This window comes from Neptunomonas japonica DSM 18939, from assembly GCF_000422765.1.
Taxonomy (GTDB): domain Bacteria; phylum Pseudomonadota; class Gammaproteobacteria; order Pseudomonadales; family Balneatricaceae; genus Neptunomonas; species Neptunomonas japonica.
In genome coordinates, this window is record NZ_AUGR01000001.1 from 26,906 (window position 1) to 45,514 (window position 18,609).

The following is an 18,609-nucleotide window of genomic DNA, read 5'->3' on the forward strand; positions in this document are numbered from 1 at the left end:
TAGGCAGGCAAAGCTGAGATAGTTTGCTAACAATAGTAATGAAGTTGAGATCTAGCATGTCTAATGGCTCCTCCAAGAAAACGCCCATCAGTAAACAAAAAATACGATCTGATAAGTGGCTGCAAAGATTGATGAAAGCAGGTATCCCTTTAGCTATTATTAGCGTTGCTAGCTTGTGGTTAGGGCATTTGTTAGCTAACCCAGCCTTTGGGAAGTTGTTTATTGTGACGCTTCCATTAGCCTTATTGGTTGGTTTTACTTACAACATTCGTTATGTGATGTTGGCGGTGCGTGAACAGCGTAAATCTGCATCAAATGACTGATGTGTTAGATACACTTCCTTTCGTTGAAGGTTTGAATCCTATTGAGTATCAGCGGCTTAGTAACGCTCAGAAAATCTCAATGGAGGAAGGTGCTGTTCTGTTACGCCAAGGGGATACATGTCAAGGCTTTATAATTCTCATTGAAGGGTGTATTCGTGTTTTTGGTCGCTCTGTTCAAGGCCGAGAGTTAGAAATGTACCGTATTGAAAAAATGGGGACCTGCGTATTAACCACGTCATGTTTACTGGCGGGTAATGCCTATCCTGCAGAGGCTGTAGTAGAGAACGATGCGCGAATTTTATTAATTAAGGACGAAGATTTTTCGTTTTTGATGTCGGAATCGACCGCTTTTAGACGCTTTGTGTTTGAATCGTATTCTGAGCGTCTTAGCGGTTTGTTGATGCTGGTTCAGTCAATCGCATTTGAACGGATTGAAACTCGTTTGGCTCGCTACCTCTTAAAAGCAAGCCAAAAAAGTTTTGTTTTATCTATTTCCCACCAAGATATAGCCGATACATTAGGTACGGCAAGAGAAGTTATCAGCCGACACTTAAAAATAATGGAGCAGCAGCATTGGCTAGCGTTATCGCGAGGGCAAATAATAATATTAGAACCTTCGTTAATGGATAGTTTTTTGAAGGAGCAGCGCTTGATGTGACTTTTGTCACTGTGATTAGCATCAGTTAGATGAATAATTCAGTCGAATTGAATTAATGCTGATGGAGATGCAATTATGGAAAAAAATATAGGATCGGTAGATAAAGCTTTACGAGTTCTGGTTGGCTTAGTTTTAATAGCGCTAGTGTTTGTAGGTCCGCAAACTGCTTGGGGTTGGATTGGTGTTCCGTTTATTCTTATAGCATTGTTTGGCTGGTGTCCGATTTATAAAGTCATTGGTTTTAGCTCTTGTAAATCTTGCAGCAAGTAAGGTTGACCCATGTCCAATAGGCAGGTAGCCCAAGTACTCCGTTGCTTTCCTGTCTATTGGTTTAGCTATTAACCCATGGTTCATGCTCAATGAGTCATATTAGTTTGCAGTAAAGTCCTGACAATATTCATGTTAATGCTCTGATTTATTGTCTTGTTTTAGCAACGTTTTGATACAATGCTGTAGTATTTACTATTTGTTTCTAATAATACTGCGTTCGTTATATTTAGCGGCTAAACTCAAGAGGGTAAAAATAATGTTATATGCCCAAAATCGCTCAATTTTAAAGCGACTGGTGGGGTTGGTGGTGTTATTAATGGTATTTGCTAACTTAGCAAAGGCTGCACCAAGTTCAGAAGTTCTCGTCTTGAGTGATGCTGTTGAAATAGCTAAAAAGGCATATGGCGGTAAAGTGGTAAAAGCAGACAAGGTCACGTTAGAATCTGGCGTGGCATATCGTATCCGTTTGGTTAACAATGGACATGTAAAAGAGGTGCTGGTTGATGCAGCCAGTGGCGTTCTGTTACACCCGTAAAATCAGGAGCATTAAATGAAACTGTTGGTGGTAGAAGATGATGCAGATTTGCGTCGTCAGCTTGTCAGTGGGTTGGAATCTAACGGATATACAGTAGAAGAAACGGCCGATGGTCAAGAAGCCCTCTATTTGGGATCTGAGTTTTCTTATGACCTTGCTATCGTTGATTTGGGGCTACCTTCATTGTCTGGAGTTGAGCTGATAAAGCAATGGCGAGCGCAGGAACGTAATTTCCCTATTCTTATCCTGACAGCGCGTAGTGATTGGCAAGACAAAGTTGAAGGTTTGGAAGCGGGTGCAGATGACTTCCTCGTGAAGCCATTCCATATGGAAGAGTTATTGGCTCGTTTGAATGCACTGCTGCGAAGAGCCGCAGGCCATGCCAAACCCGTGTTGGAGTTTGGCAGTTTAAGTTTGGATACTGTGGGCCGCGTTGTGTCGTGCGACTCCAAGCCAATTAAGTTGACCAGTTATGAGTATCGAACGCTGGAATACTTAATGCTGAATGCAGGTAAAACGGTCTCGAAATCTGAATTAACAGAGCATCTTTACCATCAGGATTTTGACAGGGATAGTAATGTACTTGAAGTATTTATCAGACGTTTACGCCAAAAACTCGATCCTGAGCAAAAACTCCAGCCTATTACGACAGTACGTGGCCTTGGATACAGGTTTGATCTTCCATCCTCTTAATACTCAATGTTGAAACTCAGCGCTGGCCTAGCTTCTCGTTCATTAAAAGCGCGATTGTTAATCGCGTCTTTTATTCTGTTACCTGTGATTATTGGGGTCGCAGGATACGCACTACAGAACTCTTTTGCCTATAGCTTGCAGGCTTCTTTAGAAAAACGTTTACGCTTACAAGTTTACTTGATGATAGGTTCTGCAGAGATGCAGGATGGGAAGTTGGTCATTGGTGAAGGGCAGCAACTACGTTTGGGTAGCGATACCTACGGATATATCCATACACACCTTGGTCTGCTTCAATGGAAATCGACTAATACCGATGAGCTGAGTGCAAAAGTAAAAGGCTCTATTGTCGCTTCCAGAATACGTATTGGCGAAACCCGCTTTCTATACTTTAAAGAAGAAAACCTGTACCTCTATCAGTATCCTCTTCAATGGGATGACGGTGTTATGGCTAGGCGCTATCTGTTTTCTATTGTGGAAAGCGGATCCGCAGTAACAGCAGAGCTAAACGCATACCGAACCCAGTTATGGGGGTGGTTGTTTGCTGTCACTGTGCTCGCTTTGATGTTGCAGACGTTGATTACTCGGTGGGGGTTGAAGCCGTTAGGCGCGTTAGTTGATGACCTGCATAATATTGAACGCGGCTACTCTACGCGTTTAGAGGGGTACTACCCTGAAGAAGTACAGGGTGTGACCGATAGCCTAAATCATTTGTTACATAGTGAGCGTAATCAGCGAGAGCGCTACCGGAATACGCTTGGTGATTTGGCCCATAGCTTGAAAACCCCTCTGGCCGTTATTCGAGGTGCTGGAAACGAACAGTTGCTCTACGAAGGGTATCGCAATGTCGTGGATGAGCAGGTCAGGCGTATGGATCAAATTGTGCAGTATCAGTTGGCGCGTGCTGTTAGAAGCCAGGCAAATACCATTGCTCATGCGACGCCGCTTGCTCCCATTATTAAGCGAATCTCTTCGGCCCTTAGTAAAGTCTATCGCGAGAAAAATGTTGATGTTAGTTTACTGCTTGATGAAACCGCATTATTTGGAGCAGATGAGCGAGACATGATGGAGCTTTTAGGCAATATGCTTGAAAATGCTTTCAAGTATGGCCTCTCAGCCGTTCGGATCTCGTTGATAAAAGAGCCAGAGTGGGTACAGTTAAGCATTGAAGATGATGGGCCTGGTGTATCCCCAGATATGCGACATGTTATTTTACAGCGAGGCGCTAGAGTCGATACCTCTGCGGCACCCGGTCAGGGTATTGGTTTGACCGTCGCTGTTGATATTCTTAGTAGCTACGACGGTCAATTAGAGGTAGGAGAATCGTCTTTAGGTGGTGCGCGATTTAAGATTATTTTACCTACGGGTTAATCACAGTATTTTACTAAATACTTTTGAGTTTCTTTGAAAGTTATAGCGCTCTTGTTTTTTCCCGGGCAGTGTTGCCATTTGTATCTCAGCAAACCCTTGCTCGATAAACCAGTGAGCGGTTCTTGTGGTCAGCACGAATAAGGTCTCTATTTGATGCGAACGTGCTTGATCTTCGATCGCTTTCAATAGCATCTGTGCTCGATCTCCTCCTTGATAAGCTTTAGCGATAGCGACACACGCAAGCTCTCCCATTTTCTCTTTTGGAAACAAATAAAGTGCAGCACAGCCGATAATAGCGCCATCCCGCTCAACAACAAAAAATTGGCCTACCTCAGCTTCTAGTAAGTCTCTTGAGCGGCGAACGAGTACACCTGCTTCTTCTAGAGGTTTTATGAGCTCGATAATGCCACCCACATCTTCGATGTTAGCTACCCTTACTTGTTCGTATGATTCTTGAATAATCATAGTGCCTGCACCATCTCGAGTGTAGAGCTCAGAGAGTAATGCACCATCGTCTTTGTAACTGATTAAGTGGCAGCGAGGTACGCCGCCAGTACAGGCCTCTGTTGCCATTTGTAGTGATTTTGACAACTCAGTATGGGCTGTTTCAGGGTTGTCGAGCTGTGAGTGGTATTGATGCAAAAAGCGCTCAGCGGTTCTTGCCAGTAGCTCACTACGCAATACCCCGCGGCTATCAATAATGCCTTTCTCAGCGCCAAATAAGATCAGTTTGTCTGCTTTCAATGCAATCGCTGTTTGCGAGGCGACTTCTTCGACCGGCAGGTTAAATATTTCTCCTGTAGGCGAATAACCTAGATTGGATAACAGGACAATATTGCCTTGATCTAGTTGCCCACGTATTCCTTTGTGATCAATGCGACGGACTTCGCCAGTATGGCACAGGTCTACGCCTTCATAGATTCCAATGGGCCTGCCGGTAATAAAGTTTCCTGAGCATACGCGTATTTCGGCACCGTGCATGGGAGTGTTTACTAAGCCCATTGATAGCTTTGCTTCTACCATGCTCCTGAGTACGCCGATCTCCTCAATGACGCACTGAAGTGCAGCGCTATCAGTGACGCGCAGGTCGTGATGTAAGCGAGTACTTAAGCCGTTGGCATTGAGTCGCTCTTCAATTTGCGGGCGTGCGCCATGGATTAATACCAAGCGGATTCCCAAACTGTTCATCAGGGCAATATCATGAATAATATTGTTAAAATTGTTATCAGTAATTGCTTCGCCACCTAGCATCAGAACAAAGGTTTTTCCTCTGTGTGCATTGATGTAAGGCGCTGATTGGCGAAACCAATTGACGTAATGAATGCTCTCGTCAGCCACCTTGGTGTTCCTCGTGGGCATCTACACAGTAGCGTTGAATCATCTTGGAAAGAATATCAACAGTGGGGTTAATTTGCTCTAGTGCTAGGAATTCATCTGGTTGATGAGCTTGCTTAATACTGCCTGGGCCCATGATGATAGTTTCCATTCCCAGTTCTTGCAGGAATGGCGCTTCTGTGCCAAAGGCGACAGCTTGTGCTGTATGTCCCGTGAATTGCTCAGCCATTTGCACCAGTGACGCGTTTTGCTTTGTTTCAAATGAAGGTATCCCTGAAAAGAGTGGTTGGCAGTCTATTGTGACGCCAAACTTATCCTCAAGAGGACTTACTCGTTTGCTGATGTCTTCTCGTACAAGTGATAAGTCCATGCCTGGCAGAGGGCGGACATCATATTCCAGCTCGCACTGACCGCAGATGCGGTTGGGGTTATCTCCTCCATGAATACAACCCAGATTTAAGGTAGGGACACTCACACTGAAAGCGCTGTTTGTATAGTTTTGTTGAAGGTGTGTTCGGTACTTAACTAATTCTGATAGCACAGAATGCATTGCATCTAGTGCATTTGCGCCTAAAGAGGGGTCAGATGAGTGCCCAGAGTTTCCTGTAATTCGTATGCTTTCCATCATCATTCCTTTATGCATTCTGATGGGGCTCATCTCTGTTGGTTCTCCGATGATGGCGTAGCGAGCCTTTGGCTTACCTGCATCTACTAACGCTTGAGCACCGGACATTGAACTCTCTTCATCGGCTGTTGCTAGGATAATAAGTGGTGCAGCTAATGGTGTTTCAATAAATTGACGGGCGGCTTCTATGGCAATGGGAAAAAAACCTTTCATATCGCAGGTGCCTAAGCCGTAAAGTCTGTTATCTCGTTCAGTGAGTGCGAAAGGGCTGCTCTGCCAGAGCTCTTCATTGCAAGGAACCGTGTCTGTATGACCCGAAAGCACTAAGCCTCCTGGGCCTTGTCCTAGTGTGGCGATCAAGTTAGCTTTTCCGGGATTTTCGGGGACTGGCATTATTTCGGTTTTAAAACCGAGGTTATCAAGCCATTCTGCCAATAAAGTAATGACAGAGAGGTTGCTCATATCGCGGCCAGGTGTTGTTGAACTGATAGACGGTGTCGCTATTAGCTGGCCTAGCATTTGTAAAAGGTTGGGAGTTTGTTGAGACATGAAAAAAGCCTACACATGTTTTTAAGCTATTGTGCAGGCTTTTTTTTAGAAGGTCGAGTGCAACTGATGCTGAGAATATATCAGATTAGACAAACATACCTTTAAACATAAAGAAGAACATTATTGCTAGCAGGGCGCCTGCGGGAAGAGTGATAACCCACGAGACGAAAATTGTACCTACTACACGTAAGTTCAAAGCAGCTAAGCCGCGTGCTAGACCGACACCTAAAACTGCTCCGACTAGTGTATGGGTTGTCGAAATAGGTAGGCCAGTACCTGATGCAACTACGACTGTTGTCGCCGCAGCTAAGGTAGCGGCAAATCCGCGACTCGGTGTTAGCTCTGTAATGTTATTACCAACAGTGGCGATCACCTTGTGGCCATACATGATGAGTCCAGCAACGATACCTCCGCCTCCTAACAGCAAAATCCATACTGGCATCGCGGTTTTTTGTGCAACCTCTCCTCCAGAACCTACAACGCCAACAATAGCGGCAAGCGGTCCGACAGCGTTAGCAACATCGTTTGATCCGTGAGCAAAAGCCATGGCGCAAGCGGTAAACATCATTAACACGGCGAAAACTTTTTCTACGCTAGCAAAGTGATAATCGCGGTCGGCTGCAACATCTACTTTCACTTTTCGCAACATAACAATACCAATAAACATGGTGAGTATGCCTACGCCAACAGAAATAAGCGCGCTGTTAGTAAAGGATAGATCTAAGCCTACATGCTTTAGTCCTTTAGTGAAGGTTACCATCGAGATGATAAAGCCAACCATAAAGATATACATAGGAACGTAGCGTTTGGCATTTTTAAAAGGGTCTTCTGTATCCAAAATTAGCTTTTGTACGCTTCGAAATAGGAAGAACGCAAAGAAGCCTGCCGTAAGGGGGGATACCACCCAGCTGGCAACAATTTTGGAAACTTTAGCCCAGTTAACAGCATCAACAGAGATACCGACAGCAGCAAAGCCTACGATCGCGCCCACAATAGAATGGGTTGTTGATACGGGCCAGCCATAATGTGTTGCGATTAATAGCCATATACCTGCCGCCAGTAATGCTGAAAGCATACCAAAGACAAGGAGTTCGGGAGTGCCTGAGAGCAACGCAGGGTCAATGATACCTTTTCGAATGGTTGCTGTTACAGCACCACCGGCTAGGTATGCACCGGCGAATTCGAAAAGGATGGCGATTAAAATAGCTTGCTTTAGCGTGAGTGCTTTAGAGCCGACAGATGTGCCCATAGCATTGGCGACATCGTTTGCACCAACACCCCATGCCATAAAGAAACCAAACACGCATGCGAGAATGATGATGATATCGCCGTATTGCGCAATAATATTCATATCTATGCCTATATGCTAAAAATTAACGAGCAAGAAGAAGCTGCAAGCGGCTTCCTACCTGTTGCGCGCGATCTGCAAGATCTCCAATCCATCGAATTACCTTGTATAAAAACATAGCATCGATAGGGTGGAGCTGTTTTTCGATAACAAATAGCTGAGAGCGAATTTCACGCTCAAATCCATCATTTATGTGCTCTAAGTCATCTAGTTCAATGAGCATGCGTTCGACAACTTCGACTTCACGGCCACGGAAGCCTGTACTAACAAGTTCATCGAGTTCATTCAGCGATTGAAGGGCTTGCTCAGATGTTGCAAGCGCAGAGCGCACAAAATCAAGCATAAGTTCCTGGATTTCTTCAGGGACTGGCATTTCTCTTCCGAGCATGATGCCGCAAATATCTTTAGCCCGATTGGCTATCTTGTCCTGCATTCGTAGCAGCTCAAGCAAATCGGTACGCGGAACCGGAAGAAAAATGTTGTTAGGCAGGTGTTGGCGAACATCCTTTTTCATAGCATCAGCTTCGCCTTCAAGTACAGCAATAGTGTGCTGTATCTTTCTGGCTTCTTCCCAATCGTCCGCTATCACTGCTTCGAAAAAAGGAAGTAACTGAACAGCACAAGCTTGTGCTTTTGCAATGTGTTCTTGCATCGGTTTGAACGGTGAACGAGCAAACATTTGCAGTATTGGGTTATTGGTGATCATGACCTCACCTGTATAGGATTTAGTTCGCGCGAAGTATACGAGGAGATGTCATTAATTTGTAGTAATAATGACATAAAAACTTAAATTTAAATGGAAGCGTATCACTGATGAGTGTCGAACAAATGTTTGAACTGCATTAGGGCTGCCAGAATCTGGGGTTTAGTGTATCTTTTTTGACATTAACGATGGCTTTCGAATTAATGGCGATTAATACGGATGGAGGAACATTTAATGGCAATAGAGACTGAGAGTAAATTGACGCTCCCTGATCATGCGATCGCTCAAGTTAAAACATTGTTAACCGCTAGTGGTGCTCAGCAATTAGAAAAGCAGCGGTTACTGAATTGGTATTTTGATACACCGGATTTGCTGCTATCAGCTGATAAAGTTGCTTTGAGGATTAGAGAGCAAGATGGCACTTATATCCAGACTTTGAAAACAAAAGGCCAGAGTGTTAATGGTCTGCATCAGCGTGCTGAGTGGGAATGGGTAATAGAAAAACCAGAATTACAGTTCGAACTATTAATGGAAACAGACTGGCCATTGGTTGAGCAATCAAAAGAGTGGGCTAATGATCTGCACGTTATCTTTGAAACTAATTTTGATCGTTCAATCTGGATGCTCGAGCAGGCTGGTACGCTTGTGGAAATTGCTCTTGACCAAGGTGAAGTGAGCTACACCTCTGCGGCAGGTGATAATTATGTGGATAAAATCTGTGAGTTGGAGCTTGAGCTTAAAGAGGGCAGTGTTGAGCAATTGGTAGCAATAACGGCAGAATTGGTGGCTGCAATTCCAGAGTTACAGCCCAGCGATATTAGTAAAGCTCAAAGGGGTTACCAGTTGTATGGTCAGGCTTTATAGTCCTTTGTCTCAATAGCATTAGTTCAATAACTAAAGATATTGTTACGATAGTCTCTAGTAGTAGGCTTTATGATAAGGGTCATCCTTATTGTTGTATGAGTTTGCTAAGCTCGCGGTATATTTTTGTTAAAGATGGAGTTTTTCTATGCAACAACCCGATTTCTCACTTGTCCCTTCATCTTTACATGCGCTTCTTAACAAACAGTGGGAGCGTTTAGAGGATGTTCTTGCAGAAAATGTCGGCTTACTGGTTGGCTCTATTGCGAAAGATTTGCTCCAAGTGGTTATGGGGAGTGATTTTGTTGTTGATCAACTGGTCAAAGACCCGCAGATGTTATCTGAGTTAATAGAAGACGGTGTGTTGGACCGAGCTTATCAGAGCGATGAATATGTAAAGCGCTTAGCTGTGACGATAGCAAAAATTGATTCAGAAGCTGCAATGATGAGCTTGCTACGTCGCTTTCGACAGAAAGAAATGGTCCGGCTTATTTGGAGGGACCTAACGCGTAAGGCTGCTATGGTTGATACCACTAGAGAGCTTAGTTGGTTAGCAGATGCCATGATAGATGGCACGTTAGATTTGCTCTATGAGCAAGGGTGCGAACGTTGGGGCACACCTTATGGGGTGTCTGCTGAGAGCGGCCAGAAAGAACAGCAAAGAATGGTGGTTCTGGGTATGGGTAAATTGGGCGCTAATGAGCTTAATTTGTCTTCAGATATTGATCTGATGTTTTGTTTTTCCATGAATGGCGAAACACAAGGCGCTCGTAAAACCTTGGCAAATCAGGACTTTTTCGTACGGTTAGGGCAAAAACTGATACAAGCTCTGGATACTCTCAATGCTGAAGGTTTTGTTTTTCGTGTAGATATGCGTTTGCGTCCTTTTGGCTCGGCTAGTCCTTTAGCCTGCAGTTTTGCTGCGATGGAACATTACTACCAAGACCAAGGGCGCGATTGGGAGCGCTACGCGATGATCAAAGCGCGTGTTGTCGCTGGAGATATGGATAAAGGGGCTGAATTGTTAGCGCAACTCAGGCCTTTTGTTTATCGTAAATATATTGATTTCAGCGCATTTGAATCTCTGCGTGAAATGAAAGAGATGATCAACCGAGAAGTCCGGCGTAAAGGCTTGGAATATAACGTCAAACTTGGCTCGGGAGGTATCCGAGAAGTTGAGTTTATAGCTCAGGCGTTTCAATTGATCCGTGGTGGTAGGGATAGCCGGCTACAACAGCGTGAATTACGTAATATATTGCCGTTGTTACCTGAATTAGTCGGGATGCCGGAACAAGCTGTAGAAGAATTAATGGATGCCTATACCTTCTTGCGTAATGCCGAGCATGCGATCCAGGCCGTTGCTGATAAGCAAACTCAAGAGTTGCCTCGTGATGATTTAGGTCAGGCCCGCCTTGCTTTTAGTATGGGGTTTGATGAGTGGCTTTCTTTTGAGGCCGCGTTAACGGAGCATCGAGCCGCCGTAAGCCGGCACTTCGCCGATGTGATTGCACCTGCACAAGAGCAAGGCGAAGCTGAGTCGCAACAAAAAACGGAGTGGTTGGCATTATGGAACGAGCAGCTTTGCGAAGAAGAAGCGATTCAAGTAATTACTGACAGTGGTTTTGATGATCCGAGCCGAGCACTGAAATTGTTAATGGATTTGAAAGCTTCTAGAACAGTACAGATGCTGCAGCAAACGGGTGCTGATCGTTTGAAACTAGTGTTGCCGATATTGCTTGATATGATTGCTCAGGCTGATAATGCTACGGTAACGCTAGCGAGAGTTCTGCAGCTAATCCAGTCAGTCCTTCGCCGTTCCGCTTATCTCGTACTATTGGCAGAAAACCCTGCTGCTATGCAGCAGTTAGTTAAGCTGTGCTCAAGTAGTGCTTGGTTTGCTGACCAGTTAGCGAAGAAACCCGTGCTGCTCGATGAGTTAATCGACCCGCGCACATTGTATTCCCCACCTGATAAAAAACAGTTGGGTGCAGAGCTTCGCCAACAGTTATTGAGAATACCTGAAGAGGATACCGAGCAGCTGATGGAGGCTCTAAGGTATTTTAAAAGTGCGCACTTGTTACGTGTCGCCGCTTCAGATATTACCGGTGTTCTGCCTTTAATGAAGGTAAGTGACTATCTCACCTGGTTGGCTGAGGTTATTCTTGAAAGCGTCTTGGATGTTGCGTGGCGCGTCATGGTTGAGAAGCATGGCCGACCTATGAAGCAAGCAGGTGTTCCTTGTGAACTGGATTTTATTGTTGTTGGCTATGGGAAGCTAGGAGGGATTGAACTTTCATATGGATCTGATCTTGACTTGGTATTTATTCATGACAGTGATTCAAACTTATCTACTGATGGCGACAAATCAATTGCTAACTCAGTCTTCTTTACCCGCTTAGGCCAACGCATTATTCATATTCTTAATACCTTTACTGCGGGTGGTCAGCTATATGAAGTCGATATGCGACTACGTCCATCGGGTAATTCCGGTTTGCTAGTAAGTTCTCTTAAGTCATTTGACGAATATCAGCAAAGAGAAGCATGGACATGGGAACACCAGGCTTTGGTGCGTGCGCGAGTGGTTGCAGGGTCTTCACGTTTAGGTGAAGAGTTTGAACAAGTTAGAGCATCCATTTTACAACAGAAGCGCGAATCAGCAGAGTTGAAAACTGCGGTAGTAGAAATGCGAGAGAAGATGCGCGCTCATTTGGGAACGTCTGCTAAAGAGGCGCAAGCCAAGAGTATTTTCAATCTGAAGCAAGACCTCGGTGGTATTGTTGATATAGAGTTTCTCGTGCAATACCAAGTGCTCGCCAATGCCCCGCATTATCCTGAATTATACGAGTTTACTGATAATATCCGTATATTAGATGCTGTTGAGAAAACTAAGTTGTTGTCAGCTGAAGATGCAGAGGCGTTGCGTGAGGCTTATAAAGCTTATCGGGCTGCAGGGCACCGGTTAACACTGCAAGAGCAATCAAATGTAATCAGTGAAGGTGATATGAAAGATTGCCGTGCTTTGATAGCGCGAATTTGGGGCTCTGTGATGGAGTCTTAAAGTAGACGCTAAAAGTGGGTAGCAAAAAGCCTGACGGAATTAGCATAGAGTTGATTACGTCAGGCTTTTTATGGCGCATGGAGCGCTAAATGTATGAGGTGCTTAAACGCGGGTTAGCCAGCCATGTTTGTCTTCGGCTTTGCCCCATTGTATGTCGTTCAGTGCTTGGCGTAGTTTAAGTGTGGTTGCGCCAACGCCGCCGTTACCAACCTTGTACTCGTTACCCTTGTAGAGCAGAGTGCCAACTGAAGTCAGTACCGCTGCTGTACCAGAAAGAGCTGCTTCACAACCAGGCTTAGCTGCGCGCTCTAAGAGTTCTGTAACACTCAGTTCGCGCTCAGAAACTTTCATTCCCATATCACGAGCTATGGTAAGAATGGAGTCTCGTGTTACGCCGTGTAAAAAGCTCTCATCTAATGCTTTGGTGATGACTTCATCACCATCAATCAATAAGAAGTTAGCAGCTCCCGTTTCTTGAACGTCGCCATTTGGGCAGAATAGAACTTGGTCTGCTTGGAGTTCTTGTTTTGCTTTGGTTATCGGGTGCAAAGCACTGGCATAGTTTCCGCCGCTTTTAATCATGCCCATATGGGGAGCACAACGCATTCCATCTTCTTCTAACAGTAAGCGTAGTGTTGTATCGCCACCTGAAAAGTAATCACCTACGGGTGATAGTAAGATATATTGGCAAGATGTCTGCGTTGGTGCTGCCGCTTTACCGATAGCCGGCTCCGTTCCGATATGTGTAGGACGAATATACATAGACCCCGGGGGCTCAGGAACATCGCTAGCAAAGCGTGCCACGGCATCTAAGATCATTTTCTCGGTTGCGCTTGTGTTGATAGCAGGCAAGCTTAGTAAGCGGCTGCTCTGCGCAAAGCGTGCAAGGTTTTGGTCCATACGAAAAATATTGACGGACCCATCGGCGTGACGAAATGCTTTTAAACCTTCAAAGCAGGTGCTTGAGTAGTGCAGTACATGCGCACCCGGGTGAAGCTGAAGGCTGTCGCTGGACACCATTTCAGCAGAACTCCAGCTTGTACCATCAAACCAAGAGATTGCCATTTCAGGCATAAAAACAGTACCGAACGCTGCCATGTAAACTACCCCAAAGAATCAAAAAAAAATAATAGATAATTTAGCTGCCGCGTTGCCAAAGTCTAGACGTGAGATATTCGCGGCGCTGTTATAGAACTTTATCTCTAGATTGTAATCATCACAGCCGCAAAAGGGAATTGCTTCTATGCGCTAAAAATATAACGATCTCTCAGTGGGTGTTTAGATAAGACTCTTGTATTATGAGGCAAGTTTGGAGGTATTGCTGTGGCTACGCTTCTTCATTTTATCCTAACTAGTATTGTGGAAAGCATGTGCCTGATATTTGTATTGTAAGTGATGGTAAGCCGGGGCACTCAAATCAATCACTAGGATTGGTTGAGGCTTTACAGCGTCAGCGACCGGATATTAGCTACAGTTTGTGTGCTCCGCAGTCTTTTAGTACGCTCAGTTGGCTTGTGATACGTCATTTATTTAATAGGAATTCGTTACCTCCCGCTAAAGTAGTTATTGCTGCTGGACATCGAACGCATGTAACGATGTTAGTGTATGGGTGGTTATTGGGCGCAAAAAAAGTGCTTCTGATGAAGCCTAGTTTACCTTTGCGTTATTTTGATTTGTGCCTAATACCTGAGCATGACCAACCTGCTGAACAGCCCAGAGTTATTGAAACGTGGGGCGTACTCAATCGAATAGTTCCTGCACAAAAAAAAGCGGGAACAGGTTTGTTGTTAATCGGTGGACCTTCTAAGCATTTTAGCTGGGATGAGCAGAGCGTTTTAGATCAGCTGTCGTCTGTTTTATCCAAGTATCCTCAATTTGATTGGGCGCTAACGACGTCACGAAGAACGCCTAGTTCTTTCTTAACTCAGCTACAAGCGCGTAAGTTAAATATTAAACTCATTCCTCATGAGGAGACCGGGCTTAATTGGTTGCCAAGTGAGTTAGCAGTTACAGAACATTGCTGGGTAACGGAAGACAGTGTCTCTATGGTATATGAGGCGTTAACAGCAGGGTGTGATGTGGGGTTAATTACGCTAGCCAATCATGGTGAAGGGCGCTTGCATCATGGTCTTGCACGTTTACGTGCTTCTAATAGGGTTAGTTCTTTGCGACAGCCTCTTTTGTTGGATAAAAAAATTGTATTAACGCCATTCGCTGAGGCTCAACGCTGTGCCGCGCTTATTTTAAAGAAGGGTTGGTTATGAAGGTGATACAGGTCTTACCTGATTTAAATGGCGGTGGTGTTGAAAAAGGCACCTTAGAGGTGGCGCAGGCGCTGGTTGAAGCAGGGCATGAGTCCGTTGTTGTCTCTGCTGGAGGCTCGATGGTGGAAAGTTTGCTGTCGCTAGGTAGTCGTCATGTTTGTTGGGATCTTGGCAGGAAGTCATTAGCTACATTGAGACATATCTGGGCGGTTAGAAAGTGGTTGCGCCAAGAGAAAGCAGACATTTTGCACCTGCGCTCACGAATGCCTGCTTGGATTATGTGGCTAGCGTGGAGAGGTCTGCCATCGAATGAGCGGCCGCATTTAGTCACAACCGTACACGGCTTGTATTCAGTATCTTGGTATAGCGCCATTATGTGTAAGGGTGAGAGTGTCATTGCTGTATCTGATACCGTCCAGCGTTATATTGCGGATAATTACCCTGCGACTGATATGAGCAAAGTTGTGCGCATTTTTCGAGGTGTCGATCATGATGAGTTTCCTTATGCTCAATCGCCTGATGATCAATGGCTTGAGGCATGGTATGAACAGTACCCTCACACTAAAGACAGTGTTATTTTGACATTACCTGGGCGTTTAACGCGACTGAAGGGGCATCATGATTTCATTGAACTAGTGGCGAGTTTGAAACAATCTGGGTTGAATGTGTGTGGTCTTATTGTTGGTGGTGAAGACAATAAACGAAAAAGCTATGCTGACGGGCTATATGCGAAAGTAAAAGATGACGGGTTGGAAGATGATATCTTTTTCACAGGGGTAAGATCAGACATTCATCATATTTATGCAATAAGTAATGTTGTTTTTTCACTATCGAGTAAACCTGAATCATTTGGTCGTACGGTTTTAGAATCAGTGCGAACCGGTACAGCAACAGTGGGCTATGGTCATGGCGGTGTTGGTGAGATTTTAGCTGCGTTGTTTCCTGTTGGACTTGTAGTTAAAGGAGATGTTGGCGAGTGTGCACTACGAACAGAACAGATAATTAAAGAAAAGCTCAAGCCAGAGAATGCATCTCTGTTTACTCGAAAAGAGATGTTGGAAAGAACATTGGCTCTGTATTGTGATTTACTAAAACCAGCTGATAGAACATAATTTTAGACAATGATAATTCTAACCAAAGTACTTGCCCTAGGGCGAACACGTACTATATATCAGCACCCTAGTGCCGCTGATTGGCTTATAAAAATTGAAAACAGACATACATTTGCAGCAGTCGGGAAGGTGAGTTTATTTCTGCGTGGTCTGGTGCACCGTATGTTTCCGTTTTTTTCAGAAAATGCTCGTGAACTACGAATATATAAAAAATTAGCGTCTTCTTTAGAAGACTTTATTCCTGAATATGAAGAAAAATTAGTTATTACCGATAAAGGCTTAGGTTTAGCATGCCGACAAGTGCTAGATGATAATAATGATTTGTCGAAAACCTTGGGAGATTATTTGAGAGATACTAAGGCTTCCCCTGAAACGTTAAAACCACAACTGGAACGTTTCTTTCAAACCTTACTCTTAAAAAAACTTTATTTTTTTGATTTTAACCTTAACAATTTCCTTGTTCAGATTCATGAGGGGCAGCCAACCCTGCGTTTTATTGATCTTAAGGGGTATCGAAAAGATCGCTCAGTGTTGCCAATAAGTAATGTGTCTTCACTTTTAGCAGAACGAAAAATGAAGCGAAGGGTTAAGAGGTTGTATAAACGCATTATGCTGTGATTAAGCACCGTTTTATTATCTGTGTTGAGTGCTTGTTAGTGAGATTTTTCGTGCTTTAAAGCACTTTGAGTTATTTGTAAGAGAGATACTTTTATGATTTCTAGTCTACGCCGTAGTGGTTGGGCGGATCTGCCAATTGTTTTGGTAGCACTGACTGTTTTGTCTCAACCGTTCGGAGTGGCTTTTGAGCTTTTTACACTGATCATGGCGATACTGGGCGTTAGGCATCTAATCATTAACGATAATCACTTTAGGCGTAGTTCTGGAGTAAAGTGCTTTACGTTATTGTTCGCCTGTTTTTGGATTCCCGCTCTACTTTCGCTACCTGATGCCTACATGCTTAAAAAGGGCGCTATAGATGCCTTAGGTATGTTGCGCTTTTACTTAGCTGGAGTGTTTGTCATTCATGCTGCTTCGTCAGTCAAAGTCCATGAGCGTCTAGCACGTGTTGTAGCTGTCATCGTTATTTTCTGGATAGTGGATGCTTGGGTGCAGTTTGTATTCTCTGCGGGTATTTTTGGAATAGTAAGCTATTCGTCCAGTAGAGTTAGCGGTTTATTTGGTGATGATCCTGTCTTAGGCTGGATGTTAGTTGTTTATATGGGGATTACCGTAGCGGCTGTGTATCAGTGGATAGGTAAAGTGGGGTTCTTAATAATACTTCCTGTACTGGTAGCCACAATTTTTATCAGTGGAAATCGAGGCGCGTGGTTAGCTGTTGCTTGGGTGTTTTTGTTTGCCGTAATTATTGCTGCTTTGTGGCGAGTGAAAGTTTCCAAAAAAGTAGTGTTGGGAAGTTTTTTTGTGATGGGCGTAGTGATAGCAGGCTTGTCGACTAATGAAGGATTGAAAGGACGTATCACGCATACTTTTCAAGGGCTCGGTACTGCTGATTATGCTTCTTTGGATAGAGCTACCGCGTATCGTTTAACTTTGTGGAGTACTGCAGTTGATATGGTAGAGGATAATTGGATTAATGGTGTGGGTCTTAAGAGCTTTCGTTACGCTTACCCTGACTATGCAGAGCCGGATGATGTTTATGTGTTGCGCTCCCCTGAAGGAAAGCCGAAGACGGGGGCATTTCACGGTCATCAAATAGTTATCGATGCACTAGCGGGTACTGGCTTGTTTGGCTTAATTGGTTTGTTGGTTGCATTCTGGTTAGTGTTTTGGCGATTATTTTGGCAGGCAGTCAAAATCAAACAATGGATTCCAATGGGGTATTACTGTGGGATGGCTGGAGTGTTGTTCCCAATCAATACACATTTATCTTTATATAAAGCCTATTGGGCGCAAGCGTTTTGGCTACTAGCGGCTCTGTTTGTCGCATCTTTATTTACTTATGCTCGTGAGGTGGGTGACGATACAAAAAATTCTTCCCCTCAGGATGAGTCTTAAAACGGCGGTGGACCCACATATATTGACTAGGGTCTTTTCGAATGCCTTTTTCAAGTTCTTGGTTAATGCGTGTAGCATCTTGAACGTCATCGCCGCTGGGGAAGTTTTCAAGAACAGGAAATAGCTCTAATTCATAACCTGAATCGTCTTGGCTGCGATGATGCGTAAACATCAATATGGGTGAATCGTTTAGCTTGGCGAATCTGCTTGTTGCTGTGATGGTGGCGGCAGAGACATTAAAAAAGGGAGCATAAACGGAGTGTTTAGGCCCGAAATCTTGGTCTGGTGCATACCACACCACCTGATTATTACGTAAGGCTTTTAGCACTCCACGCAGGTTTTTTTTCTCAATAGTTTGATCAAGGTGCTTTTCACGTCCTTGTTTAATAACAAAATCCATCAACGAGTTATTATGTTTGCGGTACATGGCCCCTACTTTATAAAAACGAGCCAGTAGTCGCCCGCCCATATCTAATGTAGAAAAATGTGCACCTAATAGAATCACACCTTTGTTTTGTGAAAGCGCTTCATCTAGGTATTTTTGGCCTTTTAGGGTGACAGGCATGCTTAGAAATTTGTCGTCTCTCCACCAACTCATGCTGGTTTCAAACATGCCTATAGCATTGTTTTGAAATATGTTGCGTACTAAGAGTTGTCGTTCTGCCGGTGTCTTTTCTGGAAAGCACAACCGGATGTTAACGTCGGTAATGTGCCGGCGCTTTTTAAAAAGCCGATACATCAGATTACCGGTACTTTTACCCAGTATAATTTGTGTTGTGTAAGGTAAATAGCTAATTACAAATAGAATGCTAAGCCCGACCCAAGTAAACCAGTATTTGGGGCTAAAAAAATGTGTATTGTTGTTTGTCATAAAAGATCTTTGAGTGAATA

18 protein-coding genes are annotated in these 18,609 nt (G+C 44.2%); 12 read left to right on the forward strand and 6 right to left on the reverse strand.

Annotated elements, in window-relative coordinates; translation table 11 throughout:
• Nucleotides 1-56 precede the first annotated feature (56 nt).
• The 6 genes from G511_RS0100135 (at nt 57) to G511_RS0100160 (ending at nt 3,847) form a co-directional block, all read left to right on the forward strand.
• The gene (locus tag G511_RS0100135) at nt 57-323 is read left to right on the forward strand and encodes a hypothetical protein (protein ID WP_028467794.1); all 267 of its coding nucleotides are present in this window, start codon (nt 57-59) and stop codon (nt 321-323) included.
• On the forward strand, nt 292-981 hold the full coding sequence (locus G511_RS0100140) for a Crp/Fnr family transcriptional regulator (protein ID WP_156905124.1): 690 nt from the start codon (nt 292-294) through the stop codon (nt 979-981). The genes G511_RS0100135 and G511_RS0100140 overlap by 32 nt, the downstream gene beginning before the upstream one ends.
• Before the next feature lie 75 nt (nt 982-1,056).
• The gene (locus G511_RS0100145) at nt 1,057-1,251 is read left to right on the forward strand and encodes a YgaP family membrane protein (RefSeq protein ID WP_028467796.1); all 195 of its coding nucleotides are present in this window, start codon (nt 1,057-1,059) and stop codon (nt 1,249-1,251) included.
• A gap of 256 nt (nt 1,252-1,507) precedes the next feature.
• Nucleotides 1,508-1,786, forward strand: coding sequence for a PepSY domain-containing protein (locus tag G511_RS0100150; RefSeq protein ID WP_028467797.1), 279 nt, complete (start codon nt 1,508-1,510; stop codon nt 1,784-1,786).
• A 15-nt stretch (nt 1,787-1,801) separates the two neighbouring features.
• The gene (locus G511_RS0100155; RefSeq protein WP_028467798.1) at nt 1,802-2,479 is read left to right on the forward strand and encodes a response regulator transcription factor; all 678 of its coding nucleotides are present in this window, start codon (nt 1,802-1,804) and stop codon (nt 2,477-2,479) included.
• A 6-nt stretch (nt 2,480-2,485) separates the two neighbouring features.
• Nucleotides 2,486-3,847: an ATP-binding protein gene (locus G511_RS0100160; protein ID WP_028467799.1), complete on the forward strand. Its 1,362-nt coding sequence runs from the start codon at nt 2,486-2,488 to the stop codon at nt 3,845-3,847.
• Here G511_RS0100160 and argA read toward each other — a convergent pair whose 3' ends face one another.
• From argA to G511_RS0100180, 4 genes are all read right to left on the reverse strand, one after another.
• Nucleotides 3,848-5,185 (reverse strand): amino-acid N-acetyltransferase, encoded by a 1,338-nt coding sequence (argA, locus tag G511_RS0100165; RefSeq protein ID WP_245573788.1) that lies wholly within the window; start codon nt 5,183-5,185, stop codon nt 3,848-3,850.
• On the reverse strand, nt 5,178-6,356 hold the full coding sequence (gene argE, locus G511_RS0100170; RefSeq protein ID WP_028467801.1) for an acetylornithine deacetylase: 1,179 nt from the start codon (nt 6,354-6,356) through the stop codon (nt 5,178-5,180). Before argE ends, argA begins: the two co-directional genes overlap by 8 nt.
• Nucleotides 6,357-6,441: 85 nt before the next feature.
• Nucleotides 6,442-7,707, reverse strand: a complete 1,266-nt coding sequence (locus G511_RS0100175; RefSeq protein ID WP_028467802.1) for an inorganic phosphate transporter — start codon at nt 7,705-7,707, stop codon at nt 6,442-6,444.
• A gap of 22 nt (nt 7,708-7,729) precedes the next feature.
• Nucleotides 7,730-8,410 (reverse strand): TIGR00153 family protein, encoded by a 681-nt coding sequence (locus G511_RS0100180; protein WP_028467803.1) that lies wholly within the window; start codon nt 8,408-8,410, stop codon nt 7,730-7,732.
• A 231-nt stretch (nt 8,411-8,641) separates the two neighbouring features.
• On the opposite strand from G511_RS0100180, the gene G511_RS0100185 reads away from it, so the two are divergent.
• The gene (locus G511_RS0100185; protein WP_028467804.1) at nt 8,642-9,271 is read left to right on the forward strand and encodes a CYTH domain-containing protein; all 630 of its coding nucleotides are present in this window, start codon (nt 8,642-8,644) and stop codon (nt 9,269-9,271) included.
• A gap of 145 nt (nt 9,272-9,416) precedes the next feature.
• On the forward strand, nt 9,417-12,326 hold the full coding sequence (gene glnE / locus G511_RS0100190) for a bifunctional [glutamate--ammonia ligase]-adenylyl-L-tyrosine phosphorylase/[glutamate--ammonia-ligase] adenylyltransferase (RefSeq protein ID WP_028467805.1): 2,910 nt from the start codon (nt 9,417-9,419) through the stop codon (nt 12,324-12,326).
• A 102-nt stretch (nt 12,327-12,428) separates the two neighbouring features.
• Here glnE and G511_RS0100195 read toward each other — a convergent pair whose 3' ends face one another.
• Nucleotides 12,429-13,424: a branched-chain amino acid aminotransferase gene (locus tag G511_RS0100195; protein ID WP_028467806.1), complete on the reverse strand. Its 996-nt coding sequence runs from the start codon at nt 13,422-13,424 to the stop codon at nt 12,429-12,431.
• A gap of 272 nt (nt 13,425-13,696) precedes the next feature.
• On the opposite strand from G511_RS0100195, the gene G511_RS0100200 reads away from it, so the two are divergent.
• The 4 genes from G511_RS0100200 (at nt 13,697) to G511_RS0100215 (ending at nt 17,718) form a co-directional block, all read left to right on the forward strand.
• Entirely contained in the window at nt 13,697-14,590 is an 894-nt protein-coding gene (locus G511_RS0100200) for a mitochondrial fission ELM1 family protein (RefSeq protein ID WP_028467807.1), read from the forward strand.
• Nucleotides 14,587-15,702, forward strand: a complete 1,116-nt coding sequence (locus tag G511_RS0100205) for a glycosyltransferase (RefSeq protein ID WP_028467808.1) — start codon at nt 14,587-14,589, stop codon at nt 15,700-15,702. The genes G511_RS0100200 and G511_RS0100205 overlap by 4 nt, the downstream gene beginning before the upstream one ends.
• A gap of 9 nt (nt 15,703-15,711) precedes the next feature.
• Nucleotides 15,712-16,320 carry a YrbL family protein gene (locus G511_RS0100210; protein WP_028467809.1) on the forward strand — a complete coding sequence of 203 codons (609 nt, stop codon included), beginning with the start codon at nt 15,712-15,714 and terminating at the stop codon, nt 16,318-16,320.
• 93 nt (nt 16,321-16,413) lie between these two features.
• Entirely contained in the window at nt 16,414-17,718 is a 1,305-nt protein-coding gene (locus G511_RS0100215; protein ID WP_028467810.1) for an O-antigen ligase family protein, read from the forward strand.
• Here G511_RS0100215 and lpxL read toward each other — a convergent pair.
• Nucleotides 17,657-18,589 (reverse strand): LpxL/LpxP family Kdo(2)-lipid IV(A) lauroyl/palmitoleoyl acyltransferase, encoded by a 933-nt coding sequence (gene lpxL / locus G511_RS0100220; protein ID WP_028467811.1) that lies wholly within the window; start codon nt 18,587-18,589, stop codon nt 17,657-17,659. The two genes, G511_RS0100215 and lpxL, sit on opposite strands and share 62 nt — an antisense overlap.
• Between the last annotated feature and the right edge of the window lie 20 nt (nt 18,590-18,609).